Origin of the sequence: Achromobacter aloeverae, from assembly GCF_004121055.1 — a bacterium.
Classification (GTDB): domain Bacteria; phylum Pseudomonadota; class Gammaproteobacteria; order Burkholderiales; family Burkholderiaceae_B; genus Bordetella_C; species Bordetella_C aloeverae.
The window spans coordinates 938238-954283 of record NZ_PYAL01000001.1; the positions used below are offsets into that span (position 1 = coordinate 938238).

Sequence of the window (16046 nt, forward strand, 5' to 3'; positions counted from 1 at the left end):
CGTATAGAATCCATCCTTTTGCCCGACGCTCATGTGGTTCAAGAATCTGAAGATATACCGTCTCTCCGCGCCCTGGACCGTCATGGGCGACGCCTTGGAAGACGCACTCGCCAAGTTCGCCTATCAAGGCGGCAATAACCTGGAAATGCAGAGCCTGGGGTGGATCGCCCCGCGCGAAAATGGCGGCCTGGCGCATGTCGTCAACGGCCAGATCCTGCTCTCCCTGCGTGCCGAAAAGAAACTGCTGCCGGCGACCGTCGTGAACCAGGTGACCAAGGCCCGCGCCCAGGAAATCGAGGAACAGCAAGGCTACAAGCCCGGCCGCAAGCAGATGAAGGAAATCAAGGAGCGCGTCACCGACGAGCTGCTCCCCAAGGCCTTCAGCATCTATCGCGACACCCGCGTGTGGATCGATCCACGGAATCACTGGCTGGTCATCGATGCCGCCGCGTCGGCCAAGGCCGACGAGGTGCTGGGCCTGCTGGCAAAGACCATCGATCCCTTCCCGGTCGAAGGGCTGTACGTCAACCAGTCGCCCGCCTCGGCCATGACGGGCTGGCTGGCCGCCGACGAAGCGCCGTCGAACTTCAGCATCGACCAGGACACCGAGCTGAAATCCTCCGGCGACAGCGGCGCGGCCATCCGCTACGTCAAGCACTCCATCGACACCGACGACGTGCGCCGCCACATCCAGAACGGCAAGCAATGCACCCGCCTGGCCATGACCTGGTCGGACCGCATCTCCTTCGTCCTCACGGAAGGCCTGGACGTCAAGCGGGTCGCGCCCCTGGACGTATTGAAGGAGAACACCGACGCCATGGCGCAGAACGACGACGAGAAGTTCGACTCCGACATGGCGCTCATGACGGGCGAACTGTCCAAGCTGATGGCCGAGCTGGTCGAGGCACTGGGCGGCGAAAAGAAAGGGATCTGAGCCCGCGCGCGGGCACGGGATCTGACAAATACTTAATAGCCAGTCATTTCCAGGTATCCCGACCCGCCCGTCGACAGCCGCACCGGTCCTTCCTAATAGGGAAAGGACGTCCCCATCCAGGCCTTGGGCTGCAAGGCGTCGACCGTGATGTCCACCTCGCCGTTGACATCGCCGGCGGCCTCGCCGCCGGTCACGCCGGCGATCCGCACGCGCCAGCGCGTAGGCACCTGGCGGCCATCGTCCTGGCGGCTCCACGCCAGGGCTTCCAACCGGACCTGGTCGCCGCGCAAGACGGTGGCGCGCCCATCCGCGTCTATCCACGTTCCCGCCCGATACGGTTCGCCGTTCGCCTGGCGCACCTGGAACAGCATCACCTTGGCGCCGGAAGCCAGGTGCAGGGAAAACCAGTCCCATCCCCGCTGGTCGGCGGACAAGGGCTGGCTGCTCCACTCGCGATCCAGCCACGCCCTGCCCTGTACCCGATGCACCTTGCCCGCGCGCTCCACTTCGCCGTTGACCCGGTAGAACGGCTGGCTGTAGTAATACGAAGCCTGTCCCTGCCCCGATTTCTCGCTATAACCGCCGTCGCCATGAAGCACCAGGGGACCGTCGGCCGTCAGGTCCAGGCTGTAGCGGAAGTCCTTGCCGCTCGCCTGCATGGTGAGGTGGTCGAAGTCCGGCCCCCGCAAGGACCAGTCATCTATCCAGGCGTTGAACGATGGCGGCGGCATGGCGGACGCCTGCGAGGACACGGTCTCGGCGCCGGACACGGAGGGGTGCCGGGCGTCGGCCGGCGCCCGCACGATCACCCCGGCCTGCCCGATGCCGCCGCGCGCGAACTTCTCGGCGAACTGATGGGCGCTCGCATCGGTGAGGGCCGCATGGGCCATCCAGGCATTCGGGCTGTCCCACCCGGCCTGCTCGGCGCCGGGCCGCAAGGCCGAGCGGAACAGGGTCCATTGGACGCCCCAATCGTGCCCATCCTCGTCCTTCAGGTCCGCCGTCACGTACCACCATTCGATGCGATACCCGTCATGCGGCCCGTGGTCGGCGGGAAAAACCAGGGGCCGGCCGCGCATGACGCGCGCATACGCGTCGGCGTCGCGTCCCAGGCCCGCATAGCCCGCGCGCGACGCCGGCGGCGCGGCAGCATCGTCACAACCGCCAAGCAGGCCGACCAGGAGCAGAAGGGCCATGAGCGCGCGGGCTACGGGTCGCGCGCGGGCTACGGGTCGCGGGCGGGCCGCGAGTCGGCGGACCATCGACGGGCGGGAGCCGACCAGGCGGGCGCACGGCATGGCCAGCAGCCTCGCCGCGGAACGGATCCAGGAAAAGTCCCGCCTATTACGTCTCATCGGCGAACTGCCTGATCAACTCCGCCGGCTGCCGGCGCCGCAACTGCCACACCGGCCATGCGGCCGCCAGCAGGCTCGTCAGCAGGCCCAGCATCCCCAGCGTCAACAACTGCGATGGGAAGACATACAGCGGAAGCCGCCAGCCGAAGGCCTGCACATTGACTACCGCCACCAGCGTCCACGCCAGCAGCACGCCCAGGGGCATGGCGCATAGCACCGTCATCGAGGACAGCGTCAGCACCTGGCCCAGCGCCAGCCAGGCCAGGCGGCGGCGCGGCACGCCCAGCGCCCACAGCGGCGCCAGTTGCGCCAACCGTCCCTGGCTCAGCGTCAGCAGGCTGATGAACAAGGCGATCCCCGCCACGCCCAGCGTCAACGCGTTCAGCGCGCCAGTGGCGGCGAAGGTGCGTTCGAATACTTGCGTGGACCACAGCTTGATCGACGCCTGCTCGGCGACTTGCATGCCCTCCCCCGCATAACGCTGCTCCAGCGCCGCCCGCAGCATCGCGACGACGTGCTCGCCAGCGCCGGGCGCGGAGGCCGCATAGACGTTCACGCTGCGCAACACCGCTGCCGGATCCCGCCGCCGCAATACGTCGGCGTCCATCAGCACATGCCCGCGCGGATTGCCGTAATCGGCGTAACGGGCCACCACGGTAAACATGGATGACGGCGCCGACGCCCCGGCCGCGCCCGCGCCCAGGTCGAGCGCATCCCCCAGCCGCAGCCCCAGCCGTCGCGCCAACTGCTCGCTCACCATCACGCCGCGCCCGGCCGCGACCTGCCGCCACGCATCGGCCGACTGCTCCAGCAGGGGCCATTGCCGCGCGGTCTCGGGGTCATCGACGACGCCCTGCAACTCCACGGGCCAGCCCCGTACCTGCGTGGCGGCACGCCACTGCGGCAGCGCCGCGCGCACGTCGGATCGCGTCCGCAGCCATTGCACGGCTTCGACACCCTGGGCGCTGTCGCGCGGGTTCAGATAAATGTCGGCGGACAGGCGCTGGTCCAACCACCCAACGAAGGTCTTGCGAAAACCTTCGGTCATGCCGCCCACGCCCACGCTGGCGCCCAGGGCCAGCAACAGGGCCATCAAGGCCAGGCTCAAGGCCGGCAATTGCTGCCGGCTGTCGGCGATGAACCACGATGCCAGGGGCCCGCCCGCGTGCCGCGCGCCCCAGGCCAGCATCGCGTCCAGCAAGACGGGAAGCAGCAAGGCCGAGGCCAGCAGGATTGCCGCCTGCATCGCGAACGCCGTCGCCAGGCTGTCGCCCGCCAGCGCGCACGCGATCGCGAATGCCGCCAGCAGGGCGGCCTGCAGTACGTGGCGCCGCTGCCGCGACGCCTGCGCGCCGCGCCACGCCTGCGGCCGCGCGATGGCCAGCAGGGGCAGGCGGGACGCGCGCCAAAGGCTGCCGGCGCCCGCAGCCAGCGCGCCCAGCAGGGTCATGCCCATGCCTGCCCACCACCACCAGGCCGGCAGGCTCAGGTGTCCCGCCACCTCCGCGCCATACAAGCCGCGCAAGCTGGCGGCCATATTGCCCAGCAATAGTCCCGCCAGCACATAGCCGCTGGCGACGCCGGCCACCCCGCCCACCAGTGCGAACGCACCCAGTTCGACCGCCAGCGCGGCCATCAGCGCTCGCAGGCTCACGCCGCATGCCCGCAAGGTGCGCAACAGGGACCGGCGCTGCTCCAGGGCAAGGCCGATGGACGCATGCACGATGAACAGTCCCACGATGAAGGCGAGCATGCCCAGCGCCGTGAGATTGAGATGGAAGCTTTCGGTCAGGCGTCCAAGATCGTCGCGGTCGTCGGCGCGCGCCAACACCAGTTGGTCGGACCACGGCGCGGGAGGCGCGAATTCGGCGCCCGCTCCCGCCGCCTGGCTTGCGCCGGCCACCAGCAGGCGCGACACCTTGCCCGGCTCGCGCAGCAGCGCTTGCGCATGGCCGATATCCGTCACCAGCACGCCCGGCGCCAGATCGGGTTGCACGTGCAGCACAGGCAGTTCCTTGCCGTCCAGCGTCACGGGCCTGGGACCCGCCCCCTGGCCATCCTTGCCCGCCATCCGGTCCTCTCCCGAGCCCTCTTTCGCCCCCTCTCGCTCGCCACCGCGCCAGCTTTCCGCCAAGCCCAGCCGCCGCACCGTATCCGGTCCGGCCCACACCTGCCCCGGCTCGCCGATGAACGTAGCCATATCGAAGGCCTTGGCGACCTGCCCCGCCACCGCCGTTCCGGGCGGCAGGCTGAACGGCTCGATGCCCATCACCCGCAGCGTCACGGGCGGCGTACCGGGAAACCGCAGCGAGCCCTCCAGCACGGGCGATACCTGCCATCCGGCGAGGCGCAGCCGCACGTAGACGTCCTGGTCGATAAAGTTGCCGTGGCGCGGCAGCCATTGCGTCTGCGCCGGTCCCAGCAGCACCGCGCTGGCGCGCGCATAATCGGCCCTGGCCTGCGCATTCAGGGCCTGGACGCCGCTCCACAGGGCCGTCGCCAGCCACAGGCCGCACGCGATGCTGGCGCATTGCAGGGGATGCCGGCGCCAATGGCCGGCCAGGGCCCGCATGCAGGAAAGAAATGCCCGCATCACATCCGCGCCGCCGTCGACGTGGCATCGGCATCGCCGTCGCCGCGGACCTGCCCCAGATGCAGGGTCACCCGCCGCGACAGGCGCGCCGCCATGCGCATGCTGTGCGTGACCATGAGCAGGCTGCTGCCCGCGTCGCGCACCAGCGCCAGCAGCAGGTCCAGCACGGCATCGCTGCTGCCCTCGTCCAGGCTGCCGGTCGGCTCGTCCGCCAGCACCAGGCCCGGCCGGCTGGCCAGCGCGCGCCCGATGGCCACGCGCTGCTGCTGGCCACCGGACAACTGCTCGGGATAGCGCGCCAACAGGGGCGCCAGTCCCAGGCGCTGCGCCAGGTGCTCGCTCCATGCCGCATCGTGGCGGCCCGCCAGGCGCGCCTGGAAATCCAGGTTGGCCGCCACATCGAGGCTGCCGATCAGGTTGTACTGCTGGAACACCAGGCCGATGCCCGTTCGGCGCCACTGCGCGAGGCCCGCTTCGCGCCGCGCATGCAGCACCTCGCCGTGGACCCGTACGCAACCGCTGTCGGGGTAATCCAGGCCGGCGACCAGGTGCAGCAAGGTGCTCTTGCCGCTGCCGGACTCGCCGGTCAACGCCAGGCTTTCCCCCGCATCCAGGCGCAGGTTCACGCCGCGCAACACCGGCAGGCGGCCCTGCGCGGTAACGAACGATTTATGCAGATCCTCGACGACAAGCACGCATGTCTCCTGGCGGCGCGTCCGGCCATGACAGCCCGGCCCGCCGACCGATGGAAAACCATGCCGCCCGCCATCCCGACGTACAGGATGCCGGCGGCGCAAAAACACGCAAACCCTCCGCAAAACACCCGCAAAAACAAAAGGCACTCCGCCCCAGGGGCGCGAGTGCCTTCCGAGACCACGCGGGGCGCGGTCCGACGAGCTTACTCCAAACCGTGGAACACCGAGTCGTCGGGTCCGACGTGCGAGGGATGCTGCCACGTCACGTCGCGCATCGAATGCTGCACCAGGCCTTCCACGCCCAGCAGCACGGCGAAGATGGCCATGCGGATGGGAATCCCGTTGTCGGTCTGGCGGAAGATGGCCAGGCGCGGGTCGTGGTTGAGGTCGGTGCTCAGGTCGTTGGCGCCGGGCCGGCTGTCGCGCGGCAGCGGATGCATCACGATGGTATCCGGGCCGCAATAGGCGTCGATGGTGGCGCGGTTGATCTGGAAATCCGGCGTATAGCCTTCTTGCGCCTCGTCGACGAAACGCTCCTTCTGCACCCGCGTCGCGTAGATGACGTCGGCGCCCGACAGGCCTTCGGCCAGGGACGTCTTCTGCTCGATCACATTCCCGTTGCGCGCGGCCTGCTCGATGATGTACGACGGCATTTCCAGCCCCGGCGGCGACACCAGCGTGAACTTCACGCCGCGATACAGGGCCAGCAGCTTGATCAGCGAATGCACCGTACGGCCGTATTTCAGGTCGCCCACCATGGCGATATGCGCGCCATCCAGCAGCTTGCCCAGGCGCGAGAACTCCGTGAGGATGGTGTAGAGATCCAGCAGCGCCTGGCTGGGGTGCTCGCCGGGGCCGTCGCCGCCGTTGACCACCGGAATATTGGTGGCGCGCGCGAATTCCGCCACCGACCCCTGCTCCGGATGGCGGATCACCATGGCGTCGACATAGCCGCTCATCACGCGGCTGGTGTCATAGATGGACTCGCCCTTGGCCATCGACGAGAACGTGAAACCGGTGGTGTCGCACACCGACCCGCCGAGCCGGCAAAACGCCGACCCGAAACTCACGCGCGTACGCGTGCTCGCTTCGAAGAACAGGTTGCCCAGCACCGCGCCTTCCAGCACCCGCGACACTTTCTGGCGGCGCGCGATGGGCTGCATCATGTCGGCCACGCGGAACAGGTCCTCCACCGACTCGCGCGTGAACTGGTCGACCGATAGCAGTTGCGGCTTGCCCTCCACGCTGATGCGTTCGCGCAGCGGCCCGGACAGCGCGCTCTGCGTATATTTTTCGAGCAGCACATTGTTCTGCACGATTTCCGTGACGAAGCGCTCCACCACTTCCGGCATGGTGCGGAATTCCTGCGAACCTTCCGGCAGCAGCCAGGTATCGAGGGCGCGCCGCTTGACGCCGATACGCGTGGCGAAAACGTCGCGCGTGAGGTTGAGGCGACGCATGGCGTCGCGCAAAAAGGCTTGCTGGGAAATGGACATGGTCGCCCCTGGGCGGTGGGAAGGATTATGTACGCTTTGCGTATATTAATCCCGAGCAAAAACCATGTCTATCGGATTTGCGCGACTTTTGCGTATATATGACAGCAGGGTCGCGGCGCGGTCCAATCATCCTCAGGCCGACGGCTGCGCTGCTGCGGTGCGAGCGACCTTCGCGTTGCGCACCTGCAAGGCGATGAGGGCGGCGACGACGCCGGTGGCGCCGGAAATCAGGAACGCATTCAGGTAGCTGCCCTGCGCGGTGCGGACGGCGCCCGCCATGAAGGCCGCGCTGGCGGCGCCCAACTGGTGGCCGGCCACGATCCAGCCGAACACGATGGGCGCATCGCGCTCGCCGAACGATTCCACGGTCAGTCGCAGCGTCGGCGGCACGGTCGCGATCCAGTCCAGGCCGTAGAACACCGCGAAAATGCCCAGGCTGTAGATGGAAAAATCGGAAAACGGCAAAAACATCAGCGACAGGCCACGCAGCCCGTAGTAGACGAACAGCAGCTTGCGCGGGTCGTAGCGGTCGGTCAGCCAGCCCGACGCCGTGGTGCCGACGAGGTCGAACAAACCCATCACGGCCAGCAAGCCCGCCGCGCGCACCTCGGCGATGCCCTGGTCATTGCAAAGCGCGATGAAATGCGTGCCGATCAAGCCATTGGTCGTGAAACCGCAAACGAAGAACGTGGCGAACAGGAACCAGAAGTTGCGGGTGCGCACCGCCCTGCCGAGCACGGCAAAAGCCGCTTTAAGGGGATTGGCATGCACCGGCGCGGGCGCCTTGTAGCCCACACCGGCGCCATAGGGGACCATGCCGATATCGGACGGCCGTTCAGGCAGGATCAGCCAGGCCAGCGGCAAAAGGCAGAAGCACACCGCGGATATCGTCAGGACCACGGGCCGCCACCCCCCGCTTTCAGCCAGGGCGGCCAGGCCGGGCAGGAAGATCAACGTGCCCGTGGCGGTACTGGCCGTCAACAGCCCCATCATCAGCCCGCGATGCTTGACGAACCAGCGATTGACCACGGTGGCCCCGAAGACGATGGCCACGCAGCCGGTGCCGACGCCGGACAGCACGCCCCAGCTAAGGACCAGTTGCCAGGGCTGCGTCATCCAGGCGCTGGCGCCGGTGGCGACCGCCATCAGCGTCAACGCGCACAGCAGCGTGCGGCGCACGCCGAAGCTTTGCATCAGGGCCGCCGCGAACGGGCCAACCAGGCCGTAGAGAAAAATACCGATCGCCGCGGACAGCGAGGTGACATCGCGGTCCCAGCCAAACGCCTTCTCCAGCGGCACGATCAGCACGCCAGGCGCCGAACGCTGGCCCGCGCCCGCCAGCAGGGCCAGGAAGGCGATGGCGACCACGACGAACGCATATTTCTGCCCGAAGGGACGCCGAGATATCGTTGAATTCATGTTACTGACCGGTACGTTTCAGATTGGCGCATAATACGGATCTGGCCTTCGCACTGTCAAGGACATTCGTGATCATGAAAAAAGCCCCCTCGACACCGTCGCCCGCGCCCTCCCCGGAGGCCGCGAAACCCTTGCGCGCGGCCGACCGCATCCAGCGCACCGCCGCCGAGCTTTTCTATCGGGAAGGCATCAGGGCGGTGGGCGTGGACGAGATCGTCAATCGCGCCGGGGTCACCAAGCCCAGCCTCTACCGCAGCTTCGGCTCCAAGGATGAACTGGCGGCCGCCTACCTGCGCGACTACGAATGCCAGTTCTTCGAGCGTTTCGAAGCGGCGATCGCCCCCCACCAAGGCGATCCGCGCGCCCAGCTCATTGCCTATTTCACCCATATCGCCAATCGGACGGCCTCGTCGGCCTATCGGGGCTGCGGCATGACCAACGCCGCCGTGGAATACCCGCGCGCGGCCCACGATGGCCCGCCGCACCCCGCCCGCCAGGTGGCGGAGGAGAACAAGCGGGAAGTCCGCCGCCGTTTCCGCGACATGGCGGCTGCCGCGGGCGTACGCGATGCGCAGGGGTTGGGGGACGCGCTGCTGCTGATCCTGGAAGGCTGCTTCATGACCGGGCAGTTGTTCGAAGCCGACGGCGACCGTCCCGCCAAGGCCGCGCCCGCGGCCGTGCGGCACCTGATCGATGCCTACCTGGCCGACAGCCACGATAGCCAGGCAGCGACCTGGCCAAGGACGGCCGGGCGGTAACGACGGCTAGGCGGACACCGGCGCCGGGACCGTGATCATCAGCATCGCCCTGCTGTTCTGGTAGGACGCATCGTCTCGTGTCATGTTCGCGCTGGCGCCTATCGCGCTCCAGCAGCCGAGCACGAAAGCGACCACCGCGCAGCCGTAGGCCAGCACGCTGACCAGCAGGGGCAGCCAATGGCCGCGACTGGCCCGGCCCGCCGCGATCTGGCGGAACAGGCAGAAATGGGAAAGATAGGAAAACAGCAGACCCACCGCGGCGCAGGCCAGCCCCGCCGTATACGCCAGCATCGCTTCCTGCAGGTCCGGCGGGTCGATATCCGGGCCCACGATGCCCAGCGTGAACGACAACGCCAGCAGCAAGGCGACGCCATTGGCCAGCCCCAGCAGCCGGAATCCCGCCAGGGCATGTTGGGTCAAGGCCTGGTAGGCGTTGGCGGGGCGCGTGTTTTCAGGCAAATCCATGGGATGAGGGCTCAAGAACCGGGTAGAAGGACGGCCCCACAGCATAGCGGGGAAACGCCACCACGGGAACGAGGCTTGCGGAACGGCGTGTTCCGCTACAGTCGCCCGATGGGGAACCTGCTGATGAACAAGCGACGCAACACGCAAACATCCACCGATGATCGCGCTGACCCTCCGCGCGAGACCGGCCTGAACGCCCGGATATTCCCACCCACGAGCCCGGTCGAGGTACCGCGCCTGCCGCCCAGGAAAACGCCCGCCGCCGGCACGTCCTCCACGGACGCCGCCACGGCGCATGCTCCCGTGGAACTGGACGAGGACCATAACTGGGCCGACAACACGCGGCCGGCGCCCTACAAGAAGAAGGTCCGCACCTCGATCTTCTGATTGTCCGAGCATCCGCGCCTCGTCAACGAACGGAGACCAATATGGCCACTACCGCACGCACCCTCAGCCCCGCCACCGACAAACTGCGCGACTACCAGACCCAGGCCGATGCCCGTGATGGCACGCACGTCCTGCCCATGCCCGATCAGCAGCCCGTGGTGGCCGGCATGCCGCGCCGCGCGCGGGCGCTTAGCGACCCCGGTGATCCTGGGATTCCCCGTCCGGAAGACGACGTCTACGGCAACCAGGCGTCGGACCTGTCGGAAAAGCCCTAGGGGTCCAGATCGGCGCCCCGCCCAGACCGCGGGCACCGCTCGCGGCAGGCTCAACGCCCCCGCAGTTGCCCGCTTCAGTTGCCCGCTTCAGTTGCTGGCTTCAGTTGCCGGCATCGGCTGCCCGGCATCAGTTGCCCGCATCAGGCAGTGGCACGCCCTGCAGTTCCGGAGCGCGCCGCTTCTGCAACGGGAGCGCTTCGCTGCCCGGCCCCTTGCGGCAGCTCGGCGTCGCCGATTGTATGGACTGACGCGCCGCTTCCATTTCCTGCTGGTCCCACGGATCTTCTCCGAAGACGGTGACCGTCACCTTCGCATAGCGCGCGGTGTTGACCGGACCGTCGGGCCGCACCTTGATCACCTCCAGCAGCTTGGCCGGCTCGGTGCGGTTGAAGACGGTGAACGTGCCGGTGGCGGTCCGCTCGTCGTAGGTCACGTTGGACAGATAATTGACCCCGTAGGCGTACACCACATCGGTATGGCAGACGCGCACGAATTCAGCGGTGCGGCGTGCCGCGGCCTGGTAGTCGACCTGCACCGGGAAGGTCGACGTGGGGAAATTTCCCTCGGGGGTAATGCCCTCGGCGGCGCAACCGCCGAGAAGAACCAGGGCGCTCGCCAAGAGAGGCCGGAAGACGGACATGGATGCTCCAGGGCAAAGGAAGACTCGAAACCCGGGAATTATGCATCAGCAGCGCGTGCCCCTGCCAGGCGGCCTGCCCGATCCGCGCTATCCCGTGCCTTTGGTTCGTCCATCCGCGCTATCCGCCGGTCCGTCCGGCCGGGCCTGCCGGTCCCCGGCCCGCGACGATACCCCGCCCACCGGTGCACCATGCGACCTCGGCGCCCCGTCAGCGCGCCGCCATCGGCCCCACGTAGGCGCCCAATGCGCTTGCTCCAGGCCGCGTCACGGCAATCTTGCCGGCACGCCGCTCGATGTAGTTCAGGGCTTCCAGTTGCCCCCGCACCGGCTGGGGAATCTCGAAACCCACCAGGGAAGCTTGCATACGCAATTCCTTCAGCCAGCGAAATTGCTCGGGCGTCAATCCAGGCGTCGTTCTGAACATTCTTATGCCCCTAAGATCAAAAATCGAGTCATCCTCGGGAAACAAAGCACGGGAAACGCGACCTTGCCGCCGCGCCCCCGCTCCGGCTACCGGATCAGCGCATCGGCCCTGCCGCCGCGCCGACCCGGCCCAAGGCCGATCACTTGTTACGATCGGCCGCGTTCTGGATTTTCTCGCCGCCGCGCTCGATGTCCTGGCCGGCGCCGTGCATGGTGTTGCATCCCGCTACGAGGGTGGAAAAGGCAAGCATCGCAATGAGAAGGGCTTTGTTCTTCATGGTCTATCCTTTGTTGGCGATAAAAGAAAAATCGATGGAATACATCGACTTCCCATGCCCATCAGCAAACGACATGCCCGCGGAATCCAGGCATGCGCCATGCCTGCATAGCGCACCATCGTCCCGGACCAGGAGGCCCGCCATGTCCCGCTACGCACCCACCACGCGCCATCCGCGCCCCCCGCAAGCCTGCGACATCGCCGGCCCGGGCGCCCGCCTGGCCCTGTTCCGCATCCACCGCGAACCGGCGCCGGGCGAACCGCCCTTGCCCGACGAGCCGCCGCTGCCCGGCGACCCGCCGCTGCCGGGCGATCCGCCGGGGTCGCCGCCCTCGCCCCAGGCCCAAGGGTGAACTACACTTGCGGCTGCGGCCGCATGACGCGGCCGCCCTGCTTTGCGCCATAAGCGGCGCCGGATCTCACCATGTTGCGTATTTCAGAAATCAAGCTGCCCCTCGATCATGCCGAGGATGCGCTACGCCCCGCCATCGTCCAAAAGCTGGAGATCGCGGACGACGATCTCATCTCCTTTTCCCTCTTCCGCCGCGGCTACGACGCCCGCAAGCAGGCCAACATCCTGCTGGTGTACTCGGTCGACGTGGTGCTGCGCGACGAAGCGGCCGTCCTGGCGCGCCATGGCGGCTCGCCGCACGTGGCCCCCACGCCGGACATGGCGTACCGCCCTGTCGCCAACGCCAGCGCGGCGCCCGGCGCCGCCCGCCCGGTGGTGGTGGGCATGGGCCCCTGCGGCCTGTTCGCCGGCCTGATCCTGGCGCAAATGGGGTTTCGTCCCATCATCCTGGAACGCGGCAAGGCCGTGCGCGAGCGCACCAAGGACACCTGGGGCCTGTGGCGCAAGGAGGTGCTCCATCCCGAATCCAACGTGCAGTTCGGCGAAGGCGGGGCCGGCACTTTCTCCGACGGCAAGCTCTACAGCCAGATCAAGGACCCCCGCCATCTTGGCCGCAAGGTGCTGGAAGAATTCGTGCGGGCGGGCGCGCCCGAGGAAATCCTCTACGTCAGCAAGCCCCACATCGGCACGTTCCGGCTGGTCAGCATGGTGGAAAAGATGCGAGCCAGCATCGAAGCGCTGGGCGGCGAAGTCCGCTTCGAGCAGCGCGTGGCCGACCTCGACCTGCAGCACGGCCAGCTGCGCGGCTTGACCCTGGCCAGCGGCGAATACCTGCCCTGTACGCATCTGGTGCTGGCCATCGGCCACAGCGCGCGCGACACCTTCGAGATGCTGCACGCGCGCGGCGTCTTCCTGGAGGCCAAGCCGTTTTCCATCGGCTTTCGCATCGAGCATCCGCAATCGCTCATCGACCGCGCCCGCTTCGGCAAGTTCGTGCGCCATCCCCTCCTGGGCGCGGCGGACTACAAGCTGGTGCATCACAGCGGCAACGGCCGCTCGGTCTACAGTTTCTGCATGTGCCCCGGCGGCACGGTGGTGGCCGCCACGTCCGAGCCCAATCGCGTCGTGACCAATGGCATGAGCCAATACTCCCGCGCGGAACGCAACGCCAATGCCGGCATCGTGGTCGGCATCACGCCGGACGACTATCCCGGCGGTCCCCTGGCGGGGATCGCGTTCCAGCGGCAGTGGGAATCGCGTGCCTACGAACTGGGCGGCGGCGGCTACCATGCGCCCGGCCAGACGGTCGGCGACTTCATCGCGGGCCGGCCATCCACCGCGCTGGGCTCGGTACAGCCCTCCTACAAGCCGGGCGTCACGCCGACCGACCTTTCCACGGCCCTGCCCGACTACGCCATCGAGGCCATCCGTGAAGCATTGCCCGCCTTCGATCGCAAGATCAGGGGCTACGCCATGCACGACGCCGTACTCACCGGCGTCGAAACCCGGACGTCATCGCCGCTGCGCATCACGCGCAACAACGACGACTACCAAAGCGTCAATACCGCCGGCCTGTTCCCCGCGGGCGAAGGCGCGGGCTATGCCGGCGGCATCTATTCGGCGGCCATCGACGGCATCGAGGTCGCGGAGGCCGTGGCGCGCGACCTCGTGGCACGCCAGGCCAAGGCCGCGTAACTAAGGCCACCTGAGCAAGGCCATCTGAGCAAGGCCATCTGGCCAAGGCCGCCTGAGCGCCGGGGCGGCCCTGGCTACGGACGCGCCCGCGCCAGCTCCAGGCGCCGCGCCGCGCCCGCCCCGGCCACCGCGCCGGCGGCAAAGCAGGCCGTCAGCAGATAGCCGCCAGTGGGCGCATCCCAATCCAGCATTTCACCGGTGCAGAAGACCCCCGGCATGCGGCGCAACTGCAGGTCCTCGTCCAGTTCGTCCAGGCAGACGCCCCCCGCGCTGCTGATGGCCTCGTCGATGGGCCTGGGCCGAGACAAGCGTATTGGCAGGTCCTTGATGCAACGGGCGAGCCACGCAGGGTCCTGGAATGCCTGCGCGGGCGCGCACTCGCGCAGCAAGGCCATTTTCACGCCCTTGAGTTTCAGGCGGCTTTGCAGATGACTGGACCAGGAACGCGCGCCGCGTGGATGCGCCACGTCCATGGCGACGCGGGCGGCATCCATTTGCGGCAACAGGTCCACGCGCATTTCGGCGTACCCGCGCGCGCGCCATTGCTCCCGCAGCGCCGCCGACAGGGCATAGACCAGCCCGCCTTCCACGCCGGTGGCGGTCACGATGAACTCGCCGCGCCGCGGCTCGCCGTCTCCGACGCGTGCCGCCACGGCCTTGACCGGCTCGCCCGCATGCCGGTCACGCAGGAAAGGCGACCAGGGCGCATCGAAGCCGCAGTTCGACGGCGCCAGCGCATGGACCGCCACGCCTTGCTCGCGCAGCACGGACACCCACGCCCCGTCCGATCCCAGCCGCGCCCAGCTGGCGCCTCCCAGCGCCAGCACCACGGCGTCGGCGGCAACGCTGGTCTCCCCTTGCGGACCAGCGAAACGCAAGGCGGCGGACGTGGAAGCGGGGCCTTCCGTCCAGCCTAGCCAGCGGTGCCGCATATGGAAATGCACGCCGTCCGCGCGCAAGCGCGCCATCCATGCCCGCAGCAACGGCGCGGCCTTCATTTCCTCGGGAAATACGCGCCCGGACGTGCCCACGAAGGTCCGCACGCCCAGGCCTAGCGCCCAGTCGCGCAAGGCTTGCGGCGACAGCGCTCCCAGCCAGCGCTCGATCCTGGGCCGTGCCGCGGCGTCGTAGCGGCCGAGAAAGGCTGGCAAAGGTTCGCTATGCGTCAGGTTCAAGCCGCCGCGCCCGGCCAGCAGGAATTTTCGTCCGGCCGACGCCATGGCATCGTAAACCTCCACGCGCGCGCCGGCGGCGGCCAGCACCTGCGCCGCCATCAGGCCGGCGGGACCGGCGCCGACGACGACGACAAGGGGCGGGGAATTGGGCGTAGGGGCCATGAAAGCGATTGCGGACGGGCAAAGGCGTAATACTAACAACCCGCGACTAACCAACCCGCGGCGCCTCGGTTAGCATCGAGGTTGGCGCCATTTCGCGCGCGCAGCACAGGATGCCACCATGAGCCATACGCCCCCCTCGACGCCCGATCAACCGCAATGGGGCTATGAACGTCCCGACTGCCGTGGCGCCAACGCGCTGGGCCTCTTCATCGACGATCTGCAACGGGTTCTGGACACCCACGCCGGGGACATCGCGGCGCAGCCGGCACAGTTGTACGAGGCACAGGCCCAGGCCAATGAACTGGTCCGCCGGTACGCGGCCCTGGACGGCGCCCCGGCGGCCTTCACCGGCCAATCCGTCAACTTGCGCGTGGCGCGCAACAGTGCCGGCGCCGTACAGCTGGTGCCCCTGTTTTCCGCCTCGCTCAAGCAGGCCCTGATAACCTTGTTGAATGCCGGCGGATCCAGGCAATAACCGCGCGGGCATGCATCATCAAGCGGCCGGCGGCGCGCGCGGACCAGGGAGCCTGTTCAACCACGCGCACGTTCGCCGGCCCGTCCGCGTAAAACAGCACGCGGCCGCCGTAGGCCATCGCGTGCGCCTGGCCGGGCACCAACGGTATGCGTATGGAAAAAGCGTCGTCCCCCAAGGGAACCCATTCCTGCACCATGACACGGCTGCCACACACTCCCAGCACGGTGCTGTTGGCACGAACGAACAACATGCGGGATTCTCCTCGCGCCAAGCTGATATCGCGAATACGCTCGATTTCTGTGTCCATTTGACGGCTCCACCGATCAGAATTGATCTGCCGCCAGATTAGGTTTCGCGCAATCGTTCTGGCAGGTACACATTGCCCTTATCTTCATCAAATCAGACGAACAAAGCCATCTCTGTTATTGTCGATTTCAAGACTATCTGTATCTACCCTGCCCATTCGGGCA

The 16046-nt window shown here is 67.7% G+C and carries 18 protein-coding genes; 7 read left to right on the plus strand and 11 right to left on the minus strand.

Annotated features, from left to right (window positions below; all coding sequences use genetic code 11):
• The first annotated feature begins 31 nt into the window (after positions 1 to 31).
• Positions 32 to 934 carry a recombination-associated protein RdgC gene (locus C7R54_RS04105; RefSeq protein ID WP_129148880.1) on the plus strand — a complete coding sequence of 301 codons (903 nt, stop codon included), beginning with the start codon at positions 32 to 34 and terminating at the stop codon, positions 932 to 934.
• Between the two features lie 92 nt (positions 935 to 1026).
• Here the strand turns inward: C7R54_RS04105 and C7R54_RS04110 are convergent, their stop codons facing one another.
• From C7R54_RS04110 to C7R54_RS04130, 5 genes are all read right to left on the minus strand, one after another.
• Positions 1027 to 2130 (minus strand): lipocalin-like domain-containing protein, encoded by a 1104-nt coding sequence (locus tag C7R54_RS04110; protein WP_129148881.1) that lies wholly within the window; start codon positions 2128 to 2130, stop codon positions 1027 to 1029.
• Positions 2131 to 2278: 148 nt separating this feature from the next.
• Complete coding sequence (locus C7R54_RS04115; protein WP_129148882.1) at positions 2279 to 4882, minus strand: ABC transporter permease; 2604 nt, start codon at positions 4880 to 4882, stop codon at positions 2279 to 2281.
• Positions 4882 to 5577: an ABC transporter ATP-binding protein gene (locus tag C7R54_RS04120; RefSeq protein ID WP_129148883.1), complete on the minus strand. Its 696-nt coding sequence runs from the start codon at positions 5575 to 5577 to the stop codon at positions 4882 to 4884. Before C7R54_RS04120 ends, C7R54_RS04115 begins: the two co-directional genes overlap by 1 nt.
• A 203-nt stretch (positions 5578 to 5780) precedes the next feature.
• Positions 5781 to 7073, minus strand: a complete 1293-nt coding sequence (locus tag C7R54_RS04125) for an aspartate carbamoyltransferase (protein WP_129148884.1) — start codon at positions 7071 to 7073, stop codon at positions 5781 to 5783.
• 132 nt (positions 7074 to 7205) lie between these two features.
• Positions 7206 to 8492, minus strand: coding sequence for an MFS transporter (locus C7R54_RS04130; RefSeq protein WP_129148885.1), 1287 nt, complete (start codon positions 8490 to 8492; stop codon positions 7206 to 7208).
• A 74-nt stretch (positions 8493 to 8566) separates the two neighbouring features.
• On the opposite strand from C7R54_RS04130, the gene C7R54_RS04135 reads away from it, so the two are divergent.
• Positions 8567 to 9250, plus strand: coding sequence for a TetR/AcrR family transcriptional regulator (locus C7R54_RS04135; protein WP_129148886.1), 684 nt, complete (start codon positions 8567 to 8569; stop codon positions 9248 to 9250).
• A 6-nt stretch (positions 9251 to 9256) separates the two neighbouring features.
• Here the strand turns inward: C7R54_RS04135 and C7R54_RS04140 are convergent, their stop codons facing one another.
• A complete protein-coding gene (locus C7R54_RS04140; RefSeq protein ID WP_129148887.1) occupies positions 9257 to 9715 on the minus strand; it encodes a hypothetical protein in 459 nt (152 codons plus the stop codon).
• Positions 9716 to 9838: 123 nt separating this feature from the next.
• On the opposite strand from C7R54_RS04140, the gene C7R54_RS04145 reads away from it, so the two are divergent.
• Together C7R54_RS04145 and C7R54_RS04150 are read left to right on the plus strand one after the other, a co-directional pair.
• Positions 9839 to 10102 (plus strand): hypothetical protein, encoded by a 264-nt coding sequence (locus tag C7R54_RS04145; RefSeq protein ID WP_129148888.1) that lies wholly within the window; start codon positions 9839 to 9841, stop codon positions 10100 to 10102.
• Between the two features lie 41 nt (positions 10103 to 10143).
• Positions 10144 to 10377, plus strand: coding sequence for a hypothetical protein (locus C7R54_RS04150; RefSeq protein ID WP_129148889.1), 234 nt, complete (start codon positions 10144 to 10146; stop codon positions 10375 to 10377).
• A 127-nt stretch (positions 10378 to 10504) separates the two neighbouring features.
• Here C7R54_RS04150 and C7R54_RS04155 read toward each other — a convergent pair whose 3' ends face one another.
• The 3 genes from C7R54_RS04155 to C7R54_RS04160 all read right to left on the minus strand — a co-directional run bounded on the left by C7R54_RS04155 (position 10505) and on the right by C7R54_RS04160 (position 11718).
• A complete protein-coding gene (locus C7R54_RS04155) occupies positions 10505 to 11017 on the minus strand; it encodes a BPTD_2524 family lipoprotein (protein ID WP_129148890.1) in 513 nt (170 codons plus the stop codon).
• Between the two features lie 208 nt (positions 11018 to 11225).
• Positions 11226 to 11381 (minus strand): hypothetical protein, encoded by a 156-nt coding sequence (locus C7R54_RS28815; protein WP_158021145.1) that lies wholly within the window; start codon positions 11379 to 11381, stop codon positions 11226 to 11228.
• Positions 11382 to 11580: 199 nt separating this feature from the next.
• Positions 11581 to 11718, minus strand: coding sequence for an entericidin A/B family lipoprotein (locus C7R54_RS04160; protein WP_129148891.1), 138 nt, complete (start codon positions 11716 to 11718; stop codon positions 11581 to 11583).
• A gap of 142 nt (positions 11719 to 11860) precedes the next feature.
• On the opposite strand from C7R54_RS04160, the gene C7R54_RS04165 reads away from it, so the two are divergent.
• On the plus strand, positions 11861 to 12070 hold the full coding sequence (locus C7R54_RS04165; RefSeq protein ID WP_129148892.1) for a hypothetical protein: 210 nt from the start codon (positions 11861 to 11863) through the stop codon (positions 12068 to 12070).
• A 71-nt stretch (positions 12071 to 12141) separates the two neighbouring features.
• Positions 12142 to 13764: an NAD(P)/FAD-dependent oxidoreductase gene (locus tag C7R54_RS04170; RefSeq protein WP_129148893.1), complete on the plus strand. Its 1623-nt coding sequence runs from the start codon at positions 12142 to 12144 to the stop codon at positions 13762 to 13764.
• Between the two features lie 74 nt (positions 13765 to 13838).
• Here C7R54_RS04170 and C7R54_RS04175 read toward each other — a convergent pair whose 3' ends face one another.
• Positions 13839 to 15101, minus strand: a complete 1263-nt coding sequence (locus tag C7R54_RS04175) for a TIGR03862 family flavoprotein (RefSeq protein ID WP_129148894.1) — start codon at positions 15099 to 15101, stop codon at positions 13839 to 13841.
• Between the two features lie 118 nt (positions 15102 to 15219).
• On the opposite strand from C7R54_RS04175, the gene C7R54_RS04180 reads away from it, so the two are divergent.
• Positions 15220 to 15576 (plus strand): hypothetical protein, encoded by a 357-nt coding sequence (locus C7R54_RS04180; RefSeq protein WP_129148895.1) that lies wholly within the window; start codon positions 15220 to 15222, stop codon positions 15574 to 15576.
• On the opposite strand, the gene C7R54_RS04185 is transcribed toward C7R54_RS04180, so the two are convergent.
• A complete protein-coding gene (locus tag C7R54_RS04185) occupies positions 15527 to 15826 on the minus strand; it encodes a hypothetical protein (protein ID WP_129148896.1) in 300 nt (99 codons plus the stop codon). The genes C7R54_RS04180 and C7R54_RS04185 overlap by 50 nt on opposite strands.
• Between the last annotated feature and the right edge of the window lie 220 nt (positions 15827 to 16046).

Bases quoted from the DNA above. Each gene is read 5' to 3' on its own strand.
- C7R54_RS04175 (WP_129148894.1), bottom strand. From the start codon at position 15,101: ATGGCCCCTACGCCCAATTCCCCGCCCCTTGTCGTCGTCGTCGGCGCC.
- C7R54_RS04125 (WP_129148884.1), bottom strand. From the start codon at position 7,073: ATGTCCATTTCCCAGCAAGCCTTTTTGCGCGACGCCATGCGTCGCCTC.
- C7R54_RS04160 (WP_129148891.1), bottom strand. From the start codon at position 11,718: ATGAAGAACAAAGCCCTTCTCATTGCGATGCTTGCCTTTTCCACCCTC.
- C7R54_RS28815 (WP_158021145.1), bottom strand. From the start codon at position 11,381: ATGCAAGCTTCCCTGGTGGGTTTCGAGATTCCCCAGCCGGTGCGGGGG.
- C7R54_RS04115 (WP_129148882.1), bottom strand. From the start codon at position 4,882: ATGCGGGCATTTCTTTCCTGCATGCGGGCCCTGGCCGGCCATTGGCGC.
- C7R54_RS04145 (WP_129148888.1), top strand. From the start codon at position 9,839: ATGAACAAGCGACGCAACACGCAAACATCCACCGATGATCGCGCTGAC.
- C7R54_RS04155 (WP_129148890.1), bottom strand. From the start codon at position 11,017: ATGTCCGTCTTCCGGCCTCTCTTGGCGAGCGCCCTGGTTCTTCTCGGC.
- C7R54_RS04105 (WP_129148880.1), top strand. From the start codon at position 32: ATGTGGTTCAAGAATCTGAAGATATACCGTCTCTCCGCGCCCTGGACC.
- C7R54_RS04110 (WP_129148881.1), bottom strand. From the start codon at position 2,130: ATGGCCCTTCTGCTCCTGGTCGGCCTGCTTGGCGGTTGTGACGATGCT.
- C7R54_RS04185 (WP_129148896.1), bottom strand. From the start codon at position 15,826: ATGTTGTTCGTTCGTGCCAACAGCACCGTGCTGGGAGTGTGTGGCAGC.
- C7R54_RS04135 (WP_129148886.1), top strand. From the start codon at position 8,567: ATGAAAAAAGCCCCCTCGACACCGTCGCCCGCGCCCTCCCCGGAGGCC.
- C7R54_RS04165 (WP_129148892.1), top strand. From the start codon at position 11,861: ATGTCCCGCTACGCACCCACCACGCGCCATCCGCGCCCCCCGCAAGCC.
- C7R54_RS04170 (WP_129148893.1), top strand. From the start codon at position 12,142: ATGTTGCGTATTTCAGAAATCAAGCTGCCCCTCGATCATGCCGAGGAT.
- C7R54_RS04130 (WP_129148885.1), bottom strand. From the start codon at position 8,492: ATGAATTCAACGATATCTCGGCGTCCCTTCGGGCAGAAATATGCGTTC.
- C7R54_RS04180 (WP_129148895.1), top strand. From the start codon at position 15,220: ATGAGCCATACGCCCCCCTCGACGCCCGATCAACCGCAATGGGGCTAT.
- C7R54_RS04140 (WP_129148887.1), bottom strand. From the start codon at position 9,715: ATGGATTTGCCTGAAAACACGCGCCCCGCCAACGCCTACCAGGCCTTG.
- C7R54_RS04150 (WP_129148889.1), top strand. From the start codon at position 10,144: ATGGCCACTACCGCACGCACCCTCAGCCCCGCCACCGACAAACTGCGC.